The sequence below is a fragment of the Rhizobacter sp. P2_D12 genome (genome assembly GCF_056404395.1).
Genome location: NZ_JBFUEB010000011.1, coordinates 51,000 through 71,306, shown reverse-complemented (window position 1 = coordinate 71,306; position 20,307 = coordinate 51,000). Strand labels below are relative to the sequence as shown.

At 69.7% G+C, this 20,307-nt stretch carries 18 protein-coding genes; 8 read left to right on the top strand and 10 right to left on the bottom strand.

What is annotated here, in order from left to right:
• The first annotated feature begins 5 nt into the window (after positions 1–5).
• On the top strand, positions 6–527 hold the full coding sequence (locus tag AC1DYN_RS05550) for an FKBP-type peptidyl-prolyl cis-trans isomerase (protein ID WP_477958115.1): 522 nt from the start codon (positions 6–8) through the stop codon (positions 525–527).
• Here AC1DYN_RS05550 and AC1DYN_RS05545 read toward each other — a convergent pair.
• The 7 genes from AC1DYN_RS05545 to lepB all read right to left on the bottom strand — a co-directional run bounded on the left by AC1DYN_RS05545 (position 513) and on the right by lepB (position 9,451).
• The gene (locus tag AC1DYN_RS05545) at positions 513–3,605 is read right to left on the bottom strand and encodes an efflux RND transporter permease subunit (protein WP_477958114.1); all 3,093 of its coding nucleotides are present in this window, start codon (positions 3,603–3,605) and stop codon (positions 513–515) included. The two genes, AC1DYN_RS05550 and AC1DYN_RS05545, sit on opposite strands and share 15 nt — an antisense overlap.
• A complete protein-coding gene (locus tag AC1DYN_RS05540; protein WP_477958113.1) occupies positions 3,602–4,828 on the bottom strand; it encodes an efflux RND transporter periplasmic adaptor subunit in 1,227 nt (408 codons plus the stop codon). The genes AC1DYN_RS05545 and AC1DYN_RS05540 overlap by 4 nt, the downstream gene beginning before the upstream one ends.
• 16 nt (positions 4,829–4,844) lie before the next feature.
• Positions 4,845–6,332 (bottom strand): MFS transporter, encoded by a 1,488-nt coding sequence (locus AC1DYN_RS05535; RefSeq protein ID WP_477958112.1) that lies wholly within the window; start codon positions 6,330–6,332, stop codon positions 4,845–4,847.
• Positions 6,325–6,795, bottom strand: a complete 471-nt coding sequence (locus AC1DYN_RS05530) for a MarR family winged helix-turn-helix transcriptional regulator (protein ID WP_477958111.1) — start codon at positions 6,793–6,795, stop codon at positions 6,325–6,327. Before AC1DYN_RS05530 ends, AC1DYN_RS05535 begins: the two co-directional genes overlap by 8 nt.
• Positions 6,796–6,966: 171 nt before the next feature.
• Positions 6,967–7,416 carry a dUTP diphosphatase gene (gene dut / locus AC1DYN_RS05525; RefSeq protein ID WP_477958110.1) on the bottom strand — a complete coding sequence of 150 codons (450 nt, stop codon included), beginning with the start codon at positions 7,414–7,416 and terminating at the stop codon, positions 6,967–6,969.
• The gene (gene coaBC / locus AC1DYN_RS05520; RefSeq protein ID WP_477958109.1) at positions 7,413–8,642 is read right to left on the bottom strand and encodes a bifunctional phosphopantothenoylcysteine decarboxylase/phosphopantothenate--cysteine ligase CoaBC; all 1,230 of its coding nucleotides are present in this window, start codon (positions 8,640–8,642) and stop codon (positions 7,413–7,415) included. The genes dut and coaBC overlap by 4 nt, the downstream gene beginning before the upstream one ends.
• The gene (gene lepB / locus AC1DYN_RS05515; RefSeq protein WP_477958108.1) at positions 8,642–9,451 is read right to left on the bottom strand and encodes a signal peptidase I; all 810 of its coding nucleotides are present in this window, start codon (positions 9,449–9,451) and stop codon (positions 8,642–8,644) included. The genes coaBC and lepB overlap by 1 nt, the downstream gene beginning before the upstream one ends.
• 175 nt (positions 9,452–9,626) lie before the next feature.
• Between lepB and egtD the strand changes: the two genes are divergently transcribed.
• Positions 9,627–10,637, top strand: a complete 1,011-nt coding sequence (egtD, locus tag AC1DYN_RS05510; protein ID WP_477958107.1) for an L-histidine N(alpha)-methyltransferase — start codon at positions 9,627–9,629, stop codon at positions 10,635–10,637.
• Positions 10,638–10,647: 10 nt separating this feature from the next.
• On the opposite strand, the gene AC1DYN_RS05505 is transcribed toward egtD, so the two are convergent.
• From AC1DYN_RS05505 to AC1DYN_RS05495, 3 genes are read right to left on the bottom strand one after another with little or no spacing between them, the layout of a single operon-like run.
• Entirely contained in the window at positions 10,648–11,043 is a 396-nt protein-coding gene (locus tag AC1DYN_RS05505) for a c-type cytochrome (RefSeq protein WP_477958106.1), read from the bottom strand.
• A complete protein-coding gene (locus AC1DYN_RS05500) occupies positions 11,040–11,372 on the bottom strand; it encodes a cupredoxin domain-containing protein (RefSeq protein WP_477958105.1) in 333 nt (110 codons plus the stop codon). Before AC1DYN_RS05500 ends, AC1DYN_RS05505 begins: the two co-directional genes overlap by 4 nt.
• Before the next feature lie 14 nt (positions 11,373–11,386).
• Entirely contained in the window at positions 11,387–12,424 is a 1,038-nt protein-coding gene (locus tag AC1DYN_RS05495; RefSeq protein ID WP_477958104.1) for a cytochrome-c peroxidase, read from the bottom strand.
• A gap of 253 nt (positions 12,425–12,677) precedes the next feature.
• Here AC1DYN_RS05495 and AC1DYN_RS05490 point away from each other — a divergent pair, with 253 nt between their 5' ends.
• The 6 genes from AC1DYN_RS05490 (at position 12,678) to AC1DYN_RS05465 (ending at position 20,303) form a co-directional block, all read left to right on the top strand.
• On the top strand, positions 12,678–14,717 hold the full coding sequence (locus AC1DYN_RS05490; protein ID WP_477958103.1) for a methyl-accepting chemotaxis protein: 2,040 nt from the start codon (positions 12,678–12,680) through the stop codon (positions 14,715–14,717).
• 3 nt (positions 14,718–14,720) lie between these two features.
• Positions 14,721–15,902 carry a sensor histidine kinase gene (locus AC1DYN_RS05485; protein WP_477958102.1) on the top strand — a complete coding sequence of 394 codons (1,182 nt, stop codon included), beginning with the start codon at positions 14,721–14,723 and terminating at the stop codon, positions 15,900–15,902.
• A 232-nt stretch (positions 15,903–16,134) separates the two neighbouring features.
• Positions 16,135–16,623: a YfiR family protein gene (locus tag AC1DYN_RS05480; protein ID WP_477958101.1), complete on the top strand. Its 489-nt coding sequence runs from the start codon at positions 16,135–16,137 to the stop codon at positions 16,621–16,623.
• Complete coding sequence (locus AC1DYN_RS05475; protein ID WP_477958100.1) at positions 16,623–18,803, top strand: ATP-binding protein; 2,181 nt, start codon at positions 16,623–16,625, stop codon at positions 18,801–18,803. The genes AC1DYN_RS05480 and AC1DYN_RS05475 overlap by 1 nt, the downstream gene beginning before the upstream one ends.
• A 257-nt stretch (positions 18,804–19,060) precedes the next feature.
• Positions 19,061–19,570, top strand: coding sequence for a hypothetical protein (locus AC1DYN_RS05470; RefSeq protein ID WP_477958099.1), 510 nt, complete (start codon positions 19,061–19,063; stop codon positions 19,568–19,570).
• Positions 19,571–19,661: 91 nt separating this feature from the next.
• On the top strand, positions 19,662–20,303 hold the full coding sequence (locus AC1DYN_RS05465) for a LuxR C-terminal-related transcriptional regulator (protein ID WP_477958098.1): 642 nt from the start codon (positions 19,662–19,664) through the stop codon (positions 20,301–20,303).
• The last annotated feature ends 4 nt before the right edge of the window (positions 20,304–20,307 follow it).

The window sequence follows — 20,307 nt, the reverse complement described above, 5'->3', positions numbered from 1 at the left end:
CCTCGATGCTCATCACCAACCCCTGCGTCGTCGCCCTCACGTGGCGGCTCGAAGACGCCCAAGGCCAGCTGATCGACGAACTGGAAGCGCCGGTCGAATTCTTCGTCGGTGGCGACGACCTGCTCGCCAAGGTCGAAGATGCGCTGATCGGCCAGGAGACCGGCTTCGAAGCCAAGCTTCACCTCGAGCCCGAACACGCCTTCGGCGACTACAACCCCGACCTGGTGTTCTTCGAGGAACGCTCGATCTTCCCCGAGCAGGTCGACGTCGGCATGCAGTTCGACGGCCCGCCCGAAGGCGCGGCCACCGAAGGCCTGCAGCGCGATGCGGTCTACACCGTGACCGAGGTCTACCCGACCCACGTGGTGCTGGACGGCAACCACCCCTTGGCCGGCATCGCGTTGCGCCTGGACCTGACGGTGCGCGACGTGCGCGAGGCCACCGAGGAAGAGATCGAGGCCGGCAGCGTCGGCACGCCGGCCCTCAGCATCCTGACCACCGCGCCATCGGGTTCACACCTTCACTGAGACGGCACCTTCCGCAGAGGTGACCGGGCCCTTGCCGCTGAAGCGATCGAGGTAGAGGTAGATCACCGGCGTGATGTACAGCGTGATCGCCTGCGAGAACACCAGCCCGCCGACCACCGCCAGGCCCAACGGCTGGCGCAGCTCGGCGCCGGCACCCAGCCCCAGCGCGATCGGCAAGGCGCCCATCAGCGCCGCCAGCGTCGTCATCATGATCGGCCGGAAGCGCAGCACGCAGGCCTCGCGGATCGCCTGCGCCGGCGCCATGTCGTGCGTGCGCTGCTGGTCGAGCGCGAAGTCGATCATCATGATCGCGTTCTTCTTGACGATGCCGATCAGCAGCAGGATGCCGATGGTCGCGATCAGCGTCAGGTCCTGGTTGAACAGCTTCAGCGTCAGCAGCGCCCCGACCGCCGCCGACGGCAGCCCGGCCAGGATGGTCAGCGGGTGGATGTAGCTCTCGTACAGCACGCCCAGCAGCACGTAGATCACCAGCAGCGCCCCGATGATCAGGATCGCCTGGCTGCCCTGCGAGCTCTTGAACACCGCCGCATCGCCGCCGTAGGTGGTGATGATCGACGACGGCAGCTCGATCTGCTCGCGGTACTGCTCGATCTTGCCGGTCGCATCGCCCAGCGCCGCGCCGGGCGCGAGGTTGAACGACACCGTCACCGCCTGCAGCTGCCCGACGTGGTTGATCGAGGTCGGCCCGACCGTGCGCGTCACCGTCGCGAAGCTCGAGATCGGCACCAGCGCGCCGTTGGAGGAGCGCACGTAGATGTTGTTGAACGCGCTCTCGTCCTGCTTCGCGCCCGGCGCCACCTCCATGATCACCTGGTAGCTGTCGACGCTGGTGTAGATGGTCGACACCTGGCGCTCGCCGAAGGCGCTGAACAGCGCCGAGCGCACCGCGTCGATCGACACGCCGAGCACGTTGGCGCGGTCGCGGTCGATCTTCAGCGAGGCCTGCAGGCCGCGCAGCTGCGAGTCGCTGGTGACGTCGCGGAACAGCGGGTCGGCACGCAGCTTGTCCTGCAGCTTCAGCGCCCAGTCGTTCAGCTCGTCGGCGCGCACGCTCTGCAGGATGTACTGGTACTGCGCCTTGCTCTGCCGGCCACCGAGCTGAAGGTTCTGGATCGGTCGCATGAACACCGAGATGCCGGCCACGTCGCGCAGCTTGCGGCGCAGCCCTTCGACCACCTTGGTCATGTCCTGGCGGTCCGCATGCGGCTTCAGCGCGACGAACATGCGGCCGGTGTTCTGCGCGCCGCCGCCGCCGTTGAACGAGCTGACGGCGAGCACGTTCGGGTCGTCGCGGATGATGCTCGCGACGCGATCCTGCAGCCGCACCATCTCGGGAAACGAAGTGTCTTCCGAGGCCTCGGTCTGCACGCTGAGCTGGCCGATGTCCTCCTGCGGGAAGAAGCCCTTCGGGATGGTCGCGAACAGCCAGCCGGTCGCGATGAAGGTGACCAGCGCGACCGCGACGACGGCGACGCGGTGCCGCAGCGCGACGTCGAGCGAGCGCGAGTACGCATCGAGCAGCAGGTCGAAGCCGCGCTCGAACGAGCGCACCAGCAGCCCCGGCCGCTTCTTGTGCTCGTCGTCGGTCAGGAAGCGGCTGGCCAGCATCGGCACCAGCGTCAGCGAGACGAAGGCCGACGCGATGATGGCCAGCGAGACGATCACCGCGAACTCGTGGAACAGCAGCCCGATCACGCCCGGCATGAAGAAGATCGGGATGAACACCGCGATCAGCGAGGTCGAGATGGAGATGATGGTGAAGCCGACCTCGCGCGAGCCGCGCAGCGCAGCGCCGAACGGCGCCTCGCCGTGCTCGACGTGGCGCATGATGTTCTCGAGCATCACGATCGCGTCGTCGACCACCAGGCCGACCGCGAGCGTGAGGCCGAGCAGCGAGATGTTGTCGAGCGTGTAGCCGAAGCCCCACAGCAGCGCGATCGCGCCGACCAGCGACACCGGCAGCGACAGCGTCGGGATCACGGTCGCGACGAAGCGGCGCAGGAACAGGAAGATCACCAGCACCACCAGCGCGATCGTGCCCAGCATGGTCAGCGTGACGTCGTGCAGCGACTCGCGCACCGACACCGAGCGGTCGTTGACCAGGTTCATGCGCACCGACTGCGGCAGCTGGGCCTGGAAGCCCGGCAGCGCGGCGCGCACCGCGTCGACCACCTTGACGGTGTTGGCGTCGGGCTGGCGCAGGATGGCCAGCGTGATGGACGGCTCGCCGTTGTAGCTCGCGAAGGTCTTCACCGTCTCGTAGCTGTCCTCGACGTTCGCGACTTCCTTCAGCCGCACCGGGTTGCCGTTGCGGCTGCTGACGATCAGCTCGCCGAACTCGGCCGCGTTGCGCAGCTGGCGGTTGGCCTGCAGCGTCAGCGTCTGCTTCGGGCCCTCGAGCGTGCCGACCGGGGTGTTGGCGTTGGCCGCCCCGAGCGCGGCGTTCAGCTCGTCGAGGCTGATGTTGCGCGCGGCCAGCGCATCGGGCAGCACGCGCACGCGCACCGCATAGCGCTTCTGGCCGAAGATGTTGACCTGCGCGACGCCGGACAGCGTCGACAGCGACGGCGAGATCAGGTGCTCGGCGAAGTCGTTCAGGTCGGACAGGTTCAGCGACGGCGAGGTCAGCGCGATCAGCAGCACCGGCGCATCGGCCGGGTTGACCTTGCGGTACGACGGCGGGCTGGTCATGTCCTGCGGCAGCTGGCGCTGCGCGCGCAGCAACGCGGCCTGCACGTCGACGGCGGCGGCGTCGATGTCGCGGCCCTCGTCGAACTCCAGCGTCACCGAGGTGCTGCCCAGCGTGTTGGCCGAGCTGATGACGGAGAGGCCGGGGATGGTCTGGAACTGCTTCTCCAGCTGCAGCGCGACCGAGGTCGCCATCGTCTCGGGGCTCGCGCCGGGCAGCGCCGCCGACACGTTGATGACCGGCGTGTTGTAGCTGGGCAGCGCCGCCACCGGGATGCGGGTGTAGGCGATCACGCCGGCGACGACGATGGCCGCGTTCAGCAGCACCGTCATCACCGGGCGGCGGATGAACAGTTCGGACAGGTTCATGGCGTCACCGCGGAAGCAGACGTGGATGATGCGCCGGCCGGTGCGCTCGCGCCAGCGCGGTCGCCCTTGCCCTTGCCCGTGCCCGTGCCGCCGGCACCGCTGGCGGCGCGCTCGGCCACCGGCGCGCCGGGACGCAGGTTCTGCCGGCCGTCGACGACCACGCGTTCACCCGCGCGCACGCCCTTCACCACGGCATCGCTGCCGGCCGCCTGCACCACCTGGATCGGGCGCGCCGCGGCCTTGCCGGCCTCGTCGACGACGTAGACGATGTTGCCGCGCGGGCCCTGGATCACCGAGGCCTGCGGCACCACGGTCGCGTCCTTCAGCGTCTCGACCACCAGCCGCACGGTGACGAAGGCGCCCGGCCACAGCGTCTGCTGGCGGTTGTCGAACACCGCCTTCACCTTGACGGTGCCGGACGAGGCGTCGATGTTGTTGTCGACGAATTGCAGCTTGCCGGTCAGCGTGCCGCGGCCCTCGGGCAGCACGGCCGTCACGGTGCCGCGGCCGGCGCCCAGGTTCTGCAGCGCCTCGCCGAGGTTGCGCTGCGGCAGGTTGAAGCCGACGGCGATCGGGTCGATCTGGGTCAGAGTGACCAGCGTGGTGGCGGCCGCCTGCACCGAGCTGCCGGGGAACACGTTGATCGCGCCGGCGCGCCCTGCCCCCGGCGCGACGATGCGGTTGTAGCCCAGCGCCACCTTCGCGGCGGCCAGCGCGGCGCGGTCGGACGACACCCCCGCCTGCTGGCCCTCGACCAGGGTCTGGCTGCTGTCGACCGCGCTCTGCGAGACGAAGTTCTGCGCCAGCAGGTCCTTGCTGCGCGCGAGCTGGCGCTGCGCGTCGGCCAGCGAGGCCAGGTCCTTCTCGAGCTGGGCCTGGGCCTTGGCGACGTTGACCTCGTCGGTGCGCGCGTCGAGCGTGAACAGCAGCTCGCCGGCCTTCACGAACTGGCCTTCCTTGATGTGCACCTGGGTGATGGTGCTGCTGACCTGCGGGCGCACGTCGACGCTGTTCAGCGCCGTGACGCTGCCGGTGGCCTCGAGCGTGACCTCGTAGTCGCGCTGCTGCGCGCGCACCGTCGTCACGCTGATGACGCCGGACGCGGCACCCGCGGGCGCGCCGGCGGCCGATGCACCATCGCCCTTGTTGCGCATCACGCCATAGCCGACGCTCAGCACCACGACCGCCGCAGCGGCCACCCATCCCATCAAGCTCTTGTTCATGAACTGCTCGCCAAGGTCATTCTGAAAAATCGGCCCGACCGCCCATTTCGGGATTGAAACGCAAGCCCGGCACGCGGCTGGCGGCCCAGGCGGCCAGCATGCACACGAGCGCGGCGCAGACGAACGCCACCTCGAACGCCAGGCGCAGCGCGTCCTGCGCATGCGGGTCCTGCGCGGCATGCAGCGCGTCGCTGCTGCCGATCAGGCCGAAGATCAATGCGCCGAACGCACTGGCCCCGATCGACGAGCCGAGCGTGCGCGCCAGCGCCATCGTCGCGGCGGCCGCGCCCAGCCGGGCCGGGCCCGAGGCCGTCTGCGTGACGATCTGCATCACCGACATCACGCTGCCCAGGCCCAGGCCGACCGCGAAGCCGAGGCAGGTCAGCGTGCGCTTGTCCGGTGGCAGCCAGGCCAGCCCGAGCAGGCCGAGCGCCGCGAGCAGCAACCCGCCGACGGGAATGGCCGTGGGCCGCCCGGTCCAGATGATGAGGCGTGCCGTGAGCGCCGCGCCGCAGACGATGCCGGCCGTCAGCGGCAACAGCAGCAGGCCGGATTCGGCAGCATCGGCATGCAGCGACAGCTGCAGGTAGACCGGCAGGTAGAACACCATCGCGAACATCGCCGACGCGAAGCCCACCACCGTGAGGGTCGCGAAGCGCACCGGCCGCAGGCGCAGCAGGTCGACCGGCAGGAAGGGCCGCGCCGCGCCGCGCTCGACCTTCAGCAGCACGGCCCACAAGCCGATCGCCGCGGCCAGCATCGCGGCGCTGGTGGCCGATGYCCATTCGAAGCGGTGTCCGGCCGACGACAGCCAGAACAGGCTCAGGCCCATGGCGGCGGCGAACAGCAGCAGGCCGCGCACGTCGGCCGGGCCCTGGCGCGGGTGCTGCACGTCGTCGCCGCGCAGCGTGTGCAGGCGCCACAGCGCCAGCGCGCACAGCGGCAGGTTGACGAGGAACAGCCAGCGCCAGCTGGCGTGGTGCACCACCAGGCCGCCGATCACCGGCCCGCCGACGCTGGCCAGCGTGAAGACGATCGCAAAGTAGCCCTGGCTGCGCGCGCGCTGGTGCGGCGGCACGACCTCGCCGATCAGCGCCTGCGACAGCGTCATCAGCCCGCCGCCCCCCAGGCCTTGCAGCGTGCGGGCCGCCACCAGCCACCCCAGCCCGCCGGCCAGGCCGCAGGCAAGCGAGCCGAGCGAGAACACGGCGATCGCGATCGACAGCAGCCGGCGCCGGCCGAACTGGTCACCGAGCTGGCCGTACAGCGGCACCATCACCACCGAGGCCAGCAGGTAGGAGACGGCGAGCCACGAGGTGTCGCTGAGCCCGCCGAACTCGCGGCCGATGACGGGGGTGGCGGTCGCGAGCAGGGTCTGGTCGACGGCGGCCAGGAACATCGGCAGCATGACCGCGCCGAACAGCCGCAGGAAGCGCCGCCGCAGCAAGGCCGCGGCCTGGGCTGCCGGGTCCGTGCCGCAGGGCGTGGCGGTGGCATCAGTCATGGACGAACCGCGTCTTCAGGATCGCCAGCCCTTGCATCAGCGCGGCGAGTTCAGCCGCGGTGGCGCCGGCCAGGGTCTGTGCCAGGTCGGCGCGCGCGCCGCGGCGGATCTGCTCGAGCAGCGCCTTGCCGGCGGCGCTCAGGCGCAGCTCGGTGCGGCGGCGGTCGGCCTGGGCGGTGGCGGGCGAGACGTAGTCGGCCTTCACCAGCCGGTCGACCATCGCCGACGCGGTGGCCAGCGTGACACCCATGAAGCCGGCGACGTCGCTGATCGAGCAATCGGCGTTGCGGCCGATGAAACCCAGGCAGCGGAACTGCGGCACCGACAGCCCGGTGTCGAGGTTGCCGCGCATGCCCATGCGGATGGCGTTCATCACGTCGGGCACGACGCTCAGGATCTCGGCGGCGCAGCGGCTCGCATCCGGGGCGGAGCCGCTTGATTCGAGCTTGAAGGATGAGGCCACGGCGCGCGATGCCTTCGAACAACTTGACGGAGATGCTTAGCCTATCAAAGCATTTCGACAAGAATGTTGCGGCAGGGTAAACGAGCCCCCCAGTCGCCTCCCTGCGCTTGCTCCGGTCCTGGATTGGCATCCGGGATGCACGCACCAAGCCGCAGGTTCGGCAAAGCCGTTTCAGTGCTTGCCGGTGGACCCGAACCCGCCCGCGCCGCGGTCCGAGGCGCCGAACTCGCCCACCACCCGGAAGCTCGCCTGCACCACCGGCACGATCACCAGCTGCGCGATGCGCTCCATCGGCGCGATCGTGAACGCCGCCTGCCCGCGGTTCCAGCAGCTGACCATCAGCTGGCCCTGGTAGTCGGAATCGATCAGCCCGACCAGGTTGCCGAGCACGATGCCGTGCTTGTGGCCCAGCCCCGAGCGCGGCAGGATGATCGCTGCCAGGCCCGGGTCAGCAACGTGGATCGCGAGGCCGGTCGGGATCAGCCGGGTCTGCCCCGGCTCCAGCACCAGCGGGTCATCCAGGCAGGCGCGCAGGTCGAGGCCGGCGCTGCCGGGCGTGGCGTACGAGGGCAGCTGCTCGGCCATGCGCGGGTCGAGCACCTTCAGGTCGATGGGGGTCATGGTTTCGCGGAGGAAGAAGAAGACAGCCGCGCCGCGATGTCCTGCACCAGCGCGCGCGCCAGCGTCAGCTTGTCGGCATGCGGCAGCTGGCGTTCGCCCTGCGCATCGACCAGCAGCAAGGCGTTGTCGTCGCGGCCGAAGGTCGCCGGCCCGAGGTTGCCGACGATCAGCGGCACATTCTTGCGCTCCAGTTTCTCGCGCGCGTGTTTTGCGAGGTCGTGGCTCTCGGCCGCGAAGCCGACGCAGAACGGCCGGTCGGGCAGTCGGGCCACCGCGGCCAGGATGTCGGCGTTCTCGGTCAGCTCGAAGGTCGGCGCCACCTTGCTGCCGTTCTTCTTGATCTTGTGGTCGGACAGCGTCGCCGGCCGCCAGTCGGCCACCGCGGCGGTGGCGACGAACACGCTGTGCCGCGGCGCAAGCGGCAGCACCGCGTCGTGCATCTGCTGCGCGGTCTGCACGTCGATGCGGCGCACGCCGCGCGGCGTCGGCAGGTGCACCGGGCCGGCCACGAGCGTCACCTCGGCGCCGGCCTCGTGCGCCGCACGCGCGATCGCGAAGCCCATCTTGCCGCTGGACAGGTTGGTGATGCCGCGCACCGGGTCGATCGGCTCGAAGGTCGGCCCGGCCGTCACCAGCACGCGCTGGCCGCGCAGGCGCTTGGGCGCGAAGAACGCGATCACGTCCTCGAGCAGCTCCAGCGGCTCGAGCATGCGGCCGTCGCCGATCTCGCCACAGGCCTGGTCGCCGTTGCCCGGCCCGAGCACCGCGGCACCGTCGGCGCGCAACTGCGCGATGTTGCGCTGCGTGGCCGGGTGTGCCCACATCTCGCGGTTCATCGCCGGCGCCACCAGCAGCGGGCACTGCGCGATCGGACGCGCCAGGCACAGCAGGCTCAGCAGGTCGTCGGCCCGCCCCTGCACCAGCCGGGCGATGAAATCGGCGCTGGCCGGCGCGACCAGCACCGCATCGGCCTCGCGCGTCAGGTTGATGTGGGCCATGTTGTTGGCCTCGCGCGCATCCCACTGGCTGGTGAAGACCGGCCGCGTCGACAGCGCCTGCATCGTGACCGGCGTGATGAACTGTTCGGCGGCCTCGGTCATCACCACCTGCACCGAGGCACCTGCCTTCACCAATGCACGCGTCAGCTCGGCCGACTTGTAGCAGGCGATGCCGCCGGACAGGCCGAGCACGATGCGCTTGCCTTGCAGATCGAGGGAAGAGGCCATCACAGCGCGGTCCAGAAGCGGGACATGTCGGAGAAGTTGAACAGCACGCGCACCGCCTTGCCGTAGACCTGCGCATGCGGCAGGAAGCCCCAGCGGCGCGAGTCTTCGGAGTTGTCGCGGTTGTCGCCCAGCATCATGTACTGGCCGGGCGGCACGGTGCATTGCCAGGCGCCGCTGCGCTCGTTGCTGCAGTGCGCGGCCAGGTCGGGCTGCTGCAGGTCGACCGCCATCCGGCCCTGCACGAACGGGTTGATCTTGATCAGGTGCTCGCGCCCGGGCAGCGTCTCCTTCTGCAGCCACTGCCCGCGGTCTTCCTCCCGCACGCCCGGTTCGCTGCCGTCGCTCACCTGCTCGGCCTGGAACGGCGTGCCGTTGACGCTGACGACGCCATCCTGGAAGCGCACCACGTCGCCCGGCATGCCGATCAGCCGCTTGACGTAGAACTCGGAGACGTTGCGCGGGAAGCGGAACACCACCACGTCGCCGCGCTGCGGCTGGCCGAACTCGATCGCGGTGTTGGTGAACGGCAGCCGCGGACCGTAGGCCAGGTGGTTGACCAGCAGGTAGTCGCCGACGCGCAGCGTGGGCTCCATCGAGCCGGACGGCACCTTGGGCCAGTCGGCCACCGCGACGCGGCAGGTGAACATCAGCGCCACCACGAAGAACAGCTCGGCCCCGAAGCTCACCCACAGCGGCTTGCGCACCGGGGCCGGCAGGCGCGCCAGGCGGCGGCGCCACGCGAACCAGCAGGCGCCGGTGACGAGGCTCAGCAGGCACAGTATTTCGTTGATGGAGAAACCGATCTGCATCGATGGCGCTTTCCGTCGCCCTTCGCGGCGAGGGCCAGGGCGGGATTATGGCTGTCCGACGCCGCCCTCGATCCGAGGGCGAGTCCTACACCTCGACGGCTGTAAGTCCTACGCCGCCGGATCGACAACCGTTGGCGGCATCCGGCAAGATGCGCCCCACCCCAAGGAGACCTGCATGGACCCGTTGTTGGCATCGAGAGAACCCGCGCAGGCCGCCCGGCCCCAGCGCCCGCCGGCGCTGCAGCCGAAGTTCATGCAGAACACGCTGCCCACCGAGACCGCGACACTGGCCGAAGTGAGCGCCGGGCTGATGAAGGCGCGCGCCGAGGTGGCGCCGAAATACTTCTACGACAGCCTCGGTTCGCACCTGTTCGAGGCCATCACCGAGCTGCCCGAGTACTACCCGACGCGCACCGAGGCATCGATCTTCGACCTGCACGGCCGCGAGATGGCCGCGGCGATCGGCCCCGGCATGACGCTGATCGACCTGGGCGCCGGCAACTGCGCCAAGGCGGTGCGGCTGTTCCCGGAATTCCGGCCGTCGCGCTACGTGGCGATCGACATCTCGGTCGATTTCCTGCGCGAGGCGCTGGCCGGCGTGCAGCGCGAGCACCCGGCGCTGCCCGTCACCGGGCTGGGGATGGACTTCGCGAATGCGCTGACCCTGCCGACCGAGCTGCTGCGCGAGCGGCCGGTGTTCTTCTACCCCGGCTCCAGCATCGGCAACTTCACGCCCGAGCAGGCGTCGCGGCTGCTGTCGAGCGCGCGCGAGCAGGCGCGCGGCGGCGGCTTGCTGATCGGCGTCGACCTGGTGAAGCCGGCCGCGCTGCTGGAAGCCGCCTACGACGATGCGCTGGGCGTCACCGCGGCCTTCAACCGCAACCTGCTGCCGCACCTGAACCGGCGCATCGGCAGCGATTTCCAGCTGCCCGACTGGCAGCATGTGGCGCGCTTCGATGCCGGGCTGTCGCGCATCGAGATGCACCTGCAGGCCCGGCGCGACCTGAGCGTGCGCTGGCCGGGACACGAGCGCCGCTTCGCGATCGGCGAACGCATCCACACGGAAAGCTCGTACAAGTACACCCTCGCGAGCTTCGAGGCGCTGCTGCGCGAATCGGGCTTCCGCCAGCTGCGGCACTGGACCGACCCGCAGGGCTGGTTCGCGGTGTTCTGGGCCCAGGGCTGAGCGCCCGGGTTCAGCGCGCCGGGTCGGCGCGCTCGTTCAGCGACCGCACGTAGACGACCAGGTCGCGCATCTGCTCGTCGGTCAGCTCGGCGCCCCATGGCGGCATGAAGGGCGAACGCCCGAGCGCCTCGCCGCCCAGCCTGACGATCAACGCGACGTAGGCATCGTTCTTGTCGATCAGCCGCAGGTTGGCCGGCTTCGGCTTGTACAAGCGTGCCGCGCGGCCGTTGCCGTCCGCATGGATGCCGTGGCAGGTGACGCAGTAGTTGCCGAACACCAGCGCGCCGCGGAACACCGCGGCATCGCGGCTGTCGCGCGGCAACTCGGTGCCGCGCGCCGCGCAGCTCCACAGGCAGGCCGCGACCAGCCCGCCGATCCACAGCGCGCGCCGGTCCCACGGCTTCACTTGCCGACCTCGATGACCATGCGCATGTCCGGGTGGACGGCGCATTCGACCTCGACGGTGCCGGGCTTGTCCAGCGTGACCGACTTGGAGCCGCCCTGGCCGAACGAGCCGAGGTCGAAACTCTTCGCATCGGACAGCGAGAACACGTTGTGGGCGAACGGGTCTTCGTTGACGAACTTCACCGAGTCGCCGACCTTCGCCTGCAGCTTCTTCATCGAGAACGCCTTGCCCTTCTGCGCCAGCACGTGCTCGGCGGCCAAGGCAGGGGATGCCGCCAGCAGCAGCGATGCGGCCAGCGCGAAACCGTTCCGGTGGGGGATGGAGAACATGCGGCTTCTCCTCGTCAGTTCGCCGGCAGCCGGGGCAGCGTGAACGGCCGGACCGGCCCGGTCAGCGCTTCCATGAAGGCGACGATGTCGCGCATCTCGCCGTTCGACAGGTTCAAGGGCTTGATGACCGTCGACAGGTCGGTGCGCACGTCGCCGCCGCGGTTGTAGTGCGCGACGGTGTCGAGCAGCGTCGCGGCCGAGCCGTCGTGGAAGTACGGCGCCGTCAGCGCCACGCCGCGCAGCGTCGGCGTCTTGAACGCCCCCTTCAGCGACGGCAGCGGCTTGATCGCGAAACGGCCCGGATCCGGCTGCTCCCGGCCGTGCGACGCAAGGCCGATGTTGTGGAAGCCGTTGTCGGTGAAGTTCGGCGCCTGGTGGCAGGCCGCGCAGTTGCCCTTGCCCACGTCGGTGAACAGCCGGAAGCCGCGCACCTGCTGCGGCGTCATCGCGCCCTGCTCGCCGCGCAGCCAGCGGTCGAACGGCGCGTCGTTGCTGACCACCGTGCGCTCGAATGCCGCGATGGCCTTCGAGGTGGTGGCCTTGTCGATCGCCTCGCCCGGGTAGGCCGCGTCGAACGCCGCCTTGTAGCCCGGGTTGCCCGAGAGCCAGCCGAACAAGGTGTCCAGCCGGCTGGCCATCTCGTCGGCCGACTCCATCGGCCCCATCGCCTGGTGCTCCAGGCTCGAACGGCGGCCGTCCCACATCTGCACCGTGTTGTAGCCGGCGTTGACGATCGTCGGCGAGGCCCGCCCCAGCACCTTGCCGCGCCAGCCCTTGGCGGTCGGCAGCCCGTCCGACCAGCCGTACAGCGGGTTGTGGCAGCCGGCGCACGAGAGAGTGCCCTCGGACGACAGCCGCGCGTCGAAGAACAGCATCTTGCCCAGCTCGATGCGCGCGGCCGACGGCGTGTTGTCCGCCGGGTGCGGTGGCTGGTCGGGCAGCAGCCACTGGCGGTCCTGGGGCGTCGCAGCGTCATCGGCAGCCCATGCCGCGCCGACCCCGCCGGCCAGTGCCAGCAACAGGGCAAGCGCCCCCGGGAATGTGATCTTCACGTTCTGGTCCTTTCTTGATGGCATCCACGTGAACCGCGAATGTGATTCGGGTTTCGACACAGTGGACGCCGTTTGAACCGGGGCTTTGTCAACAACTGCCAACCGGCGCCCGTGCTCACGCGCCGGTTCCCGCCAGTTGTCATTCGTTGACAAATCAGTCATTCACTGGAGGGGCCGGCGCGGCGATATTTGTCAACAGCAAGGAACGCGAACGTCTCTTTCCGTGACTCCTTGGAACAGGAAGAAGTACCCCATGGACACATCGACCTCCGCCGGAACCACCGTCGGCCTGCGACCGCCGACCGAAGCGCCGAAGCCCCGGTTGCCGGACTTCTTCAGGTACCACGGCGTGTGGGCGCCCGGCGTGCGGCTGTTCCGCCGGCTGTCGTTCCATGCCAAGGCCTGCATCATCTCGGCGGTGTTCCTGGTGCCGATCACGATGCTGGGCACGGTGTACCTGCGCGGTGTGTCCGATGCCCTGGCCGCCACCGCACGCGAGTTGCAAGGCCTGCAGTACCTGGCCGATGCGCTGCCGCTGGTGCGGCTGACCCAGGCCCAGCGCCCGCGGGCGATGCAGGCCACCGCGGTGAACGAGGCCGTCGCCTGGGCCGCCGACGCGGCCGCCTACCGGGCGCAGTTCATGCGGCTGGAGGCCGCGCAGCGCGCGCTCGGCGGCGTGTTCGACACCGCTGCGGCCTTCAAGGCCATCGCGGCCGATCTGCCGCCGGCACCTCCCCAGGGCTCCGACGCCACCGAGGTCTACGAACGCTACACGCAGCTGGCGTCGGACCAGCTGGCGCTGGTCCGCGTGGTGCTGGAGCAGTCTGGCCTGTCGCAGGATTCCGACCTGGCCACCGGGCGCTTGATCGCCGGGGCCATCGTGCGCATTCCCGAGCTCGGCGACCGCATCGGCCAGGTGGCCTCGCTCGGCACCCAGGCCCTGGCCAGCGGGGAGATCACGAGCCCCCAGCAGCGCCTGCTGTCCGACGCACTGCCGGTCATGGAGTACCTGGAGGCGCAGACCGCCGACGACCTCGACAAGGCGCTGGCGCTGCGCGAGTCGCTGCGCCCGGCACTCGGCCTCGACAAGGGCAGCCCGGGGGCCGCCGAGCTGCGCGGCCTGGCGCGCCGCTACGTGCTGGGCGGCAGCGTCAAGGGTGATCCCGTGCGCTTCAAGGCGGCCGGCAGCCGGGCCTTCGACGGCTACTGGGCACTGCACCAGCAGGCGCTCGTCACTGCCCGCGAGCTGCTGGAGCAGCGCAGCCGCGCCGGCAGCCTGCGCCGCAACACGGTGATCTCGATGCTGCTGTGCAGCCTGCTGCTCGCCGCCTACCTGTTCTGGTCGTTCCGCAAGGCGACCCAGGGCGGGCTCGACGTGGTGGCCGCCCACATGGCCCGCATGCAGCGCGGCGACCTGACCGGCACGCCGGTGGCCTGGGGCTCCGACGAGGCGGCCCGGCTGATCCAGGCGGCCAAGGCGCTGCAGCATTCGTTCGCCGCGATCATCGGTGACGTGCGCCAGGTGTCCGGCGACGTGCTGGATGCCAGCGCCGAGCTCGACGGCCATGCGCAGGCCCTGGTGACCGGCAGCGAAGATGCGCGCCGCAGCATGCAGAACTGTGCCGAGGCGGCCCGGCGCATCTCGCAGGCCGCCGACCAGACGCAGGGCGAGGTGGATGCCGCTGCGCGCCTGTGCGAGGCCAACGCGCAGGCGGCGCAGGCGGGCCAGCACGCGATGGCCAGCCAGGCCCGCACGCTGGCCGAACTGCGCCAGCTGTCCACCACCATCGCCGACGTCACCGGCGTGGTCGACAGCATCGCGTTCCAGACCAACCTGCTGGCGCTGAACGCCGCGGTCGAGGCGGCGCGTGCCGGCACGGCCGGCAGGGGTTTTGCCKTCGTCGCCGCCGAGGTGCGGATGCTGGCCGACCGATCGGCCGCCGCGGCGCGCGAGATCCGCGGCYTGATCCACACCAACGTGCAGCGGGTCGAAGGCAGCACGCGCATCAGCGCCGACGCCAGCCAGCGGATGAGCGAGCTGGTGGAAAACGCCGGCCGGATGACCGGCCTGCTGGGGTCGATCTCGACCGCCGCAGCCGACCAGAACCGCTACATTGCCAGCGTCAACGAAGCGCTGGCGCTGCTCGCGCAGGGCACGCAGCAAGGCGCCGCGCAAGCCGGTCGCACCGCCGAGGCCGTGCACTCGCTGCGGGCATCGTCGCAGGCGCTGCGCAGCCACACCGGCATGTTCCTGATCGGCACGGACCGCCCCATCGCCAACCACCCGAGCTGAGCCATGCAAACCGACGCCTCACCCATCGCCGCCCACGAAACGGCTCCTGCAGCAACGGAAACCATCCTCGTCGTCGACGACCTGCCGGCCAACCTCGAAGCCGCCGCGCGCTTCCTCGCCCACCACGGCTACCGCGTGGTGGTGGCGCAGGACGGCGAGGACGCCATCGAGCGGGCCACGCTGGTGCGGCCCGACCTGATCCTGCTGGACGTCATGATGCCGGGGCTCGACGGCTTCGAGACCTGCCGGCGGCTCAAGACCGTCGAGGCGGCGCGCCAGATCCCGGTGATCTTCATGACGGCACTGGCCGAAACCACCGACAAGCTCACCGGCTTCTCGGTCGGCGCGGTCGACTACGTGACGAAGCCGCTGGACGTGGCCGAGGTGCTGGCCCGCATCCGGCTGCACCTGACGCTGCATTCGCTGCAGCGCCGCGTCGAGGCCCAGAACGCCAGCCTGCGCGACGAGATCAGCGCCCACGAACGCACGCAGGCCGCGCTGCAGCGTTCGAACACCGACCTGGAGCAACTCGCCTACGTCGCCTCGCACGACCTGCAGGAACCGCTGCGCATGATCGCGAGCTACCTGCAGCTGGTGGACGACCGCTACCGCGACCGGCTGGACGACGAAGGCCGCGAGTTCATCGGCTACGCGGTCGACGGCGCCAAGCGCCTGCAGAAGCTCATCAACGACCTGCTGCACTACTCGCGGGTCGTCAGCAAGGCCCGCCCGCTGCAGCAGACCGACTGCGCCGCCGCGCTGCGGCTGGCGCTGCGCAACCTGCAGGTCGCGGTGCAAGAGAGCGGGGCCGAGGTGACCCACAGCGGCCTGCCGACGCTGGCAGCCGACGACACCCAGCTGGTGCAGCTGTTCCAGAACCTGATCGGCAACGCGATCAAGTTCCGGCGCGGGCCGCGGCCGCGCGTGCACGTCGAGGCCCAGCCCGACGACGACGCGTGGCAGTTCTCGGTCAGCGACGACGGCATCGGCATCGCACCGGCCCACTTCGAACGCATCTTCATCCTCTTCCAGCGCCTGCACAGCCGCTCGCAGTACGACGGCACCGGGATCGGGCTCGCGCTTTGCAAGAAGATCGTCGAACGCCACGGCGGCCGGATCTGGGTGGCGTCCACGCCGGGCGAAGGCACCGTGTTCCGTTTCACCTTGCCGCGAGCCGCCACATGAGCCCACGGGTCGCCCCACGGCCGACAGGCCGGTGGTGGCAGACAGCGCTGTCCGGGTGCCAGGCTGCTCGCCACGAAGCGCATGCCCGAAGCGCCCGGACGGCATGGCACCATGTGCGAACCGGCAACGTGGCGCTTCCAACCCACGGGGACGACGACTGAACTCCGCCCTGCACCCCCCAGCACCCCGGCGCAGGCTGCGCCGATGGCTGGTTGCCGCCCTGGCGGCAGCGGTGCTGGACGCCGTCCCGGCGCAGGTCGACACCGTCCAGGTCGAGCACCTGCGCGTTGCCTTCACGCTGAACTTCGCGCGCTACACGGCGTGGCCGGACGGCGCTGCGGCCGATTCGTTCCGGCTGTGCGTGCAGGGGGGCGAATCGCTGTTCGCGGCGTTCTCGCAAGCCGACGGGACCCTCATCCGCGGCCGTCCGGTGCGCCTGCGCCGCATCCTGAGGGCCGCGGAAGCGGTGCAGTGCGACCTGTTGTACTCCGGCGGCTCAGAGGTCGACCGGGCATGGCTGCAACCGCTCTCCGCGCTGCCGGTGTTGACCATCGGCGACCATCCGGCGTTCATCGCCAACGGCGGGACGATACGGCTGTCCACCACGGGCCAGCGCGTGCAGTTCGACATCAACCTGCCGCAGGCCGAGCGTGCGCGCCTCGTGTTGTCGCCGCAGTTGCTGCGGCTGGCGCGCAGCATCGTGACCGACAAGGGGTCGTGATGCCCGGATACGGCATTCGCCGCCACGGCGGCATCTTTGCAGCGGCACGCTGGTTCGGACGGCGCCGCCTGCCGCTGCGCCGCAAGACGGTGCTGCTGCTCGCCATCAGCCTGGCCTGCGGACTGCTCTCGCTGGGCAGCTGGCAGGTGGGACGCGAGATCTCGAAGCAGCAGGCGGCGGCCCGGCAGCACCTGGCGGCACTGGCCGCCGTGATGGCCGAAGGCACGGCCGCGGCGCTGGCCTTCGGCAATGGCGCTGCGGCCACCGAGACGCTGACGGCGCTGCGCGGCCAGGACTCGGCCACCCGTGCCGAGCTGTATGACGCGCAAGGGCGGCTGTTCGCGACCTACACGGTGCCGCATCCGGGAGCCGATGCGGAAGGCGAGCCGCTGATGGCGACGCTGAACGTCACCCTCGACGGCGTGCGCATCGGCGAACTCCGCCTGTTCGGCGTCGCTCCGTCGGAACTGGCGCAGTGGCAGCAGCATTCGCTGCCGCTGCTGAGCGCACTCGGCATCTCGCTGACCATCGGGCTGATGCTCGCGGCGGTGCTGTTGCACGCCAGCCTGTCCCAGATCGAGGACCTGGCCCGCGTCGCACGCGACATCCACCAGGGCCGAGCGCCGCAGCGCGTGACGCGCCGCAGCAACGACGAACTGGGCGACCTGGTCGAGCAGTTCAACGCCATGTTCGACCAGGTCCAGGTCAACCAGACCAGCCTGGAGGTCACGGTGCGCGAGCGAACCGCGCAGCTGCGCGCCGCCAAGGAATCGGCCGAGGTCGCAAGCCGGGCCAAGAGCAGCTTCCTGGCCAACATGAGCCACGAGCTGCGCACGCCGCTGAACGCGATCATGAGCTACGCGCAGCTGTTCCAGCTCGATGACCGTTTCGACAAGGAGCAGATGCAGGGCGTGCGCACGATCCAGCAAAGCGCGGAACACCTGCTGCTGCTCATCAATGACCTGCTCGACCTCTCGCGCATCGAAGCCGGCCGCCTGGAGCTGTTCCCCGAAGCCCTGGCACTCAAGCCTTTCCTCAACGCGATCACCGACATCATCCGCATCCGCGCCGCGGAGAAGCACCTGGCGTTCAGCGTGGACGACGACAGCGACGACGCGATCGTGGTGATGGTCGACAACACGCGGCTGCGGCAGGTCCTGCTCAACCTGCTGAGCAATGCCGTCAAGTTCACCGAGTCGGGCGACGTCCGCCTGGTCGTGCACCAGTCCCGGCGCGGCGCGGCGAACGCCAGGCTGCGCTTCGAAGTGCACGACAGCGGCATCGGGATCGAGCCGTGCAAGCTCGACGCCATCTTCCAGCCGTTCGAGCAGGCGGACAACGTGCAGCGCCGTTTCGGCGGCACCGGCCTGGGCCTGGCCATCAGCCGCCAGCTCGTGGCGCTGATGGGCGGCGACATCCGGGTGGAGAGCCGCATCGGACGGGGCAGCCATTTCTCGTTCGAGCTCGAACTGGCGCTCGTCGCCGGCCACCAGGGCGCGCAACCCGTTGCGCCACGCGCGGCACGGAGCGTCATCGGCTACGCCGGCACGCGCCGCAAGCTGCTCGTGATCGACGACACCGAGGCGAACCGCCGGCCGATGGTGATGTTCCTGAAGTCGCTCGGCTTCGAGCTGTTCGAGGCCTCCGACGGGGCCGCCGGCCTGGAGCGTGCACTGGACATCCGACCCGACCTGATCCTGATGGACAGCGTGATGCCGGTGATGGACGGCTTCGAGACCACGCGGCGCATCCGCGAGCTGCCGACGCTGCGCGACGTGCGCGTCATCGCGATCTCGGCCAGTGCATCGGCGGCCGACCACCAGCACACGCTGGATGTCGGCGCCGACGCCTTCCTGTCGAAGCCGTTCACGCTGTCGGCCCTGGTCGACGAGATCGGCAAGCTGCTGCACCTGCAGTGGGACATCGCGGCCCTGCCGGTCGATGGCCACAAGGCCGCGCTGGCGGAGGCTGCGTCGCTGCCGGCGCGTGCCGATCTCGAGGACCTGCTGCGCCTCGCCCAGGTCGGCAACATGCAGGATCTCGCGACCCGCGCCGGGCAGGTGGCCGCCGCGTGCGAGCCATGCCGCCCCTTTGCACTGCGGCTGCAGGCCCTTGCGGAGCAGTTCCAGTCGAAGGCGGCGCTCCAGATGGTGCGCAGCGCGCTCGACAAGGCCGCCTGAACGCTGCCTGCAGGCACGTTCCGACGGTGGGCGGGATATCTGTCACTTGTCAATTGTTGACAAAACACAGGTCGTATCGGACCCCGAAACGATCGATAGTTCAACCTGACTCTTGTGCTTCTCGGCGACCCGTTGCAGTTGGCATTTGTTGACCTTGGACGGCCCCCCACGCGGCATTCGTACATAGCCAGACCGCCGTGCCGACGGGATCATCGAACCACACCAGCCGCATCGGCTTCGCCCTACCGGGAACGACCATGGACACGACATCGAACGCTCTCATGAACCCACTGGCCCTGCTCGTCAGCACCTCGCTGCTGGTACCGTCGCTTCTTGCCCTGTGGTGGCAGGCCCGGCGGCGCTTCGAGCGCCACGTCGTCACGCTGAGGCAGCAACTGGCCCGGCAACGCGCCGCCACCGGAGAATTCCTCGACGATGCGCGCAGCCAGATCGATCTGCTGCAATGCGAACTGGCAGAAGCCCGGCGGCGCGAAGACAGGCTGCGCGCCCGGCACGCAGCCCGCGCCCGCAGCACCGTCGCGGCCTCCCGCGCCGCAGCGCCCGCGAGCACCCTGCTGATGATCCGCCGCGGCGCGATCGGCGAAACACCGTGCGTCGACACCCAACGCACCACGACCCCAAGCTCCCTGCCCGCTCGGCGGATGTGCAGACAAGATGCACGAAACGCCCATGCTGCCTGCACACAGCAGCTTGATCATCGGATGCAGGGACACGCGGTACCCCATCCAGAAGAGGACGCTGCCTGACAGCAGCGCCACGCCAATATCACAGGGACACGGCTCTCATCTCTTCAACTTCGAGGCGGTTATGACAAGCAGTAGTGGAATAGCAAGGATTTTGATCGTCGACGATCACGAGATCGTCAGGGATGCCATCAGCCTGATGCTGACCAAGCTGGAGCGGCCGGTGATCGCGCTGGCGGCCGGCGATGTCCAGACGGCACGCAGCATCCTGTCGAACGAAGCGGTCGACCTGGTGCTGCTCGGCATCTCGTCGCCGATCGGCCCGAACCTGAACGGTGTCGTCTACCTGCGCAAGCTGCCGGCCTGCCCACCGATCGCGGTGTTCTCTGCACACACGACGCGGCGTTTCGTCTCCAGCGCCGTCGCGGTCGGCGTCTCCGGCTTCATTCCGAAATCGCGCTCGGCGGCCGACATCCTGCATGCGGTGACGCTGCTGCTGGCCGGCCACAAGTACATGCCCACCGAAGACGAGATGTCGCGCACGGCAGGCACGCCCGAGATCGAGGCCAGCGAGCAGAACTATGCGGAAGAAAACCTCGCCGCCGCCTACGACCTGGCACCGCGGGAAGCCGCCGTTCTGAAGTGCGTTTGCCAGGGCATGCCGAACAAGCGCATCTCCACCGAACTGAACATCTCGCCGAACACGGTGCGCAACTACCTGTCGCGCATCTTCAAGGTGATGAACGTGCGCAACCGGACGGAAGCCGTCGCGCGCACGCAAAGCATCCTGCGCTGACCGC

Excerpts from the sequence above, each read along its gene's own strand:
- AC1DYN_RS05550 (WP_477958115.1), top strand. The coding sequence starts at position 6 with ATGCTCATCACCAACCCCTGCGTCGTCGCCCTCACGTGGCGGCTCGAA.
- AC1DYN_RS05545 (WP_477958114.1), bottom strand. The coding sequence starts at position 3,605 with ATGAACCTGTCCGAACTGTTCATCCGCCGCCCGGTGATGACGGTGCTG.
- AC1DYN_RS05540 (WP_477958113.1), bottom strand. The coding sequence starts at position 4,828 with ATGAACAAGAGCTTGATGGGATGGGTGGCCGCTGCGGCGGTCGTGGTG.
- dut (WP_477958110.1), bottom strand. The coding sequence starts at position 7,416 with ATGACCCCCATCGACCTGAAGGTGCTCGACCCGCGCATGGCCGAGCAG.
- coaBC (WP_477958109.1), bottom strand. The coding sequence starts at position 8,642 with ATGGCCTCTTCCCTCGATCTGCAAGGCAAGCGCATCGTGCTCGGCCTG.
- lepB (WP_477958108.1), bottom strand. The coding sequence starts at position 9,451 with ATGCAGATCGGTTTCTCCATCAACGAAATACTGTGCCTGCTGAGCCTC.
- egtD (WP_477958107.1), top strand. The coding sequence starts at position 9,627 with ATGGACCCGTTGTTGGCATCGAGAGAACCCGCGCAGGCCGCCCGGCCC.
- AC1DYN_RS05500 (WP_477958105.1), bottom strand. The coding sequence starts at position 11,372 with ATGTTCTCCATCCCCCACCGGAACGGTTTCGCGCTGGCCGCATCGCTG.
- AC1DYN_RS05485 (WP_477958102.1), top strand. The coding sequence starts at position 14,721 with ATGCAAACCGACGCCTCACCCATCGCCGCCCACGAAACGGCTCCTGCA.
- AC1DYN_RS05475 (WP_477958100.1), top strand. The coding sequence starts at position 16,623 with ATGCCCGGATACGGCATTCGCCGCCACGGCGGCATCTTTGCAGCGGCA.
- AC1DYN_RS05470 (WP_477958099.1), top strand. The coding sequence starts at position 19,061 with ATGGACACGACATCGAACGCTCTCATGAACCCACTGGCCCTGCTCGTC.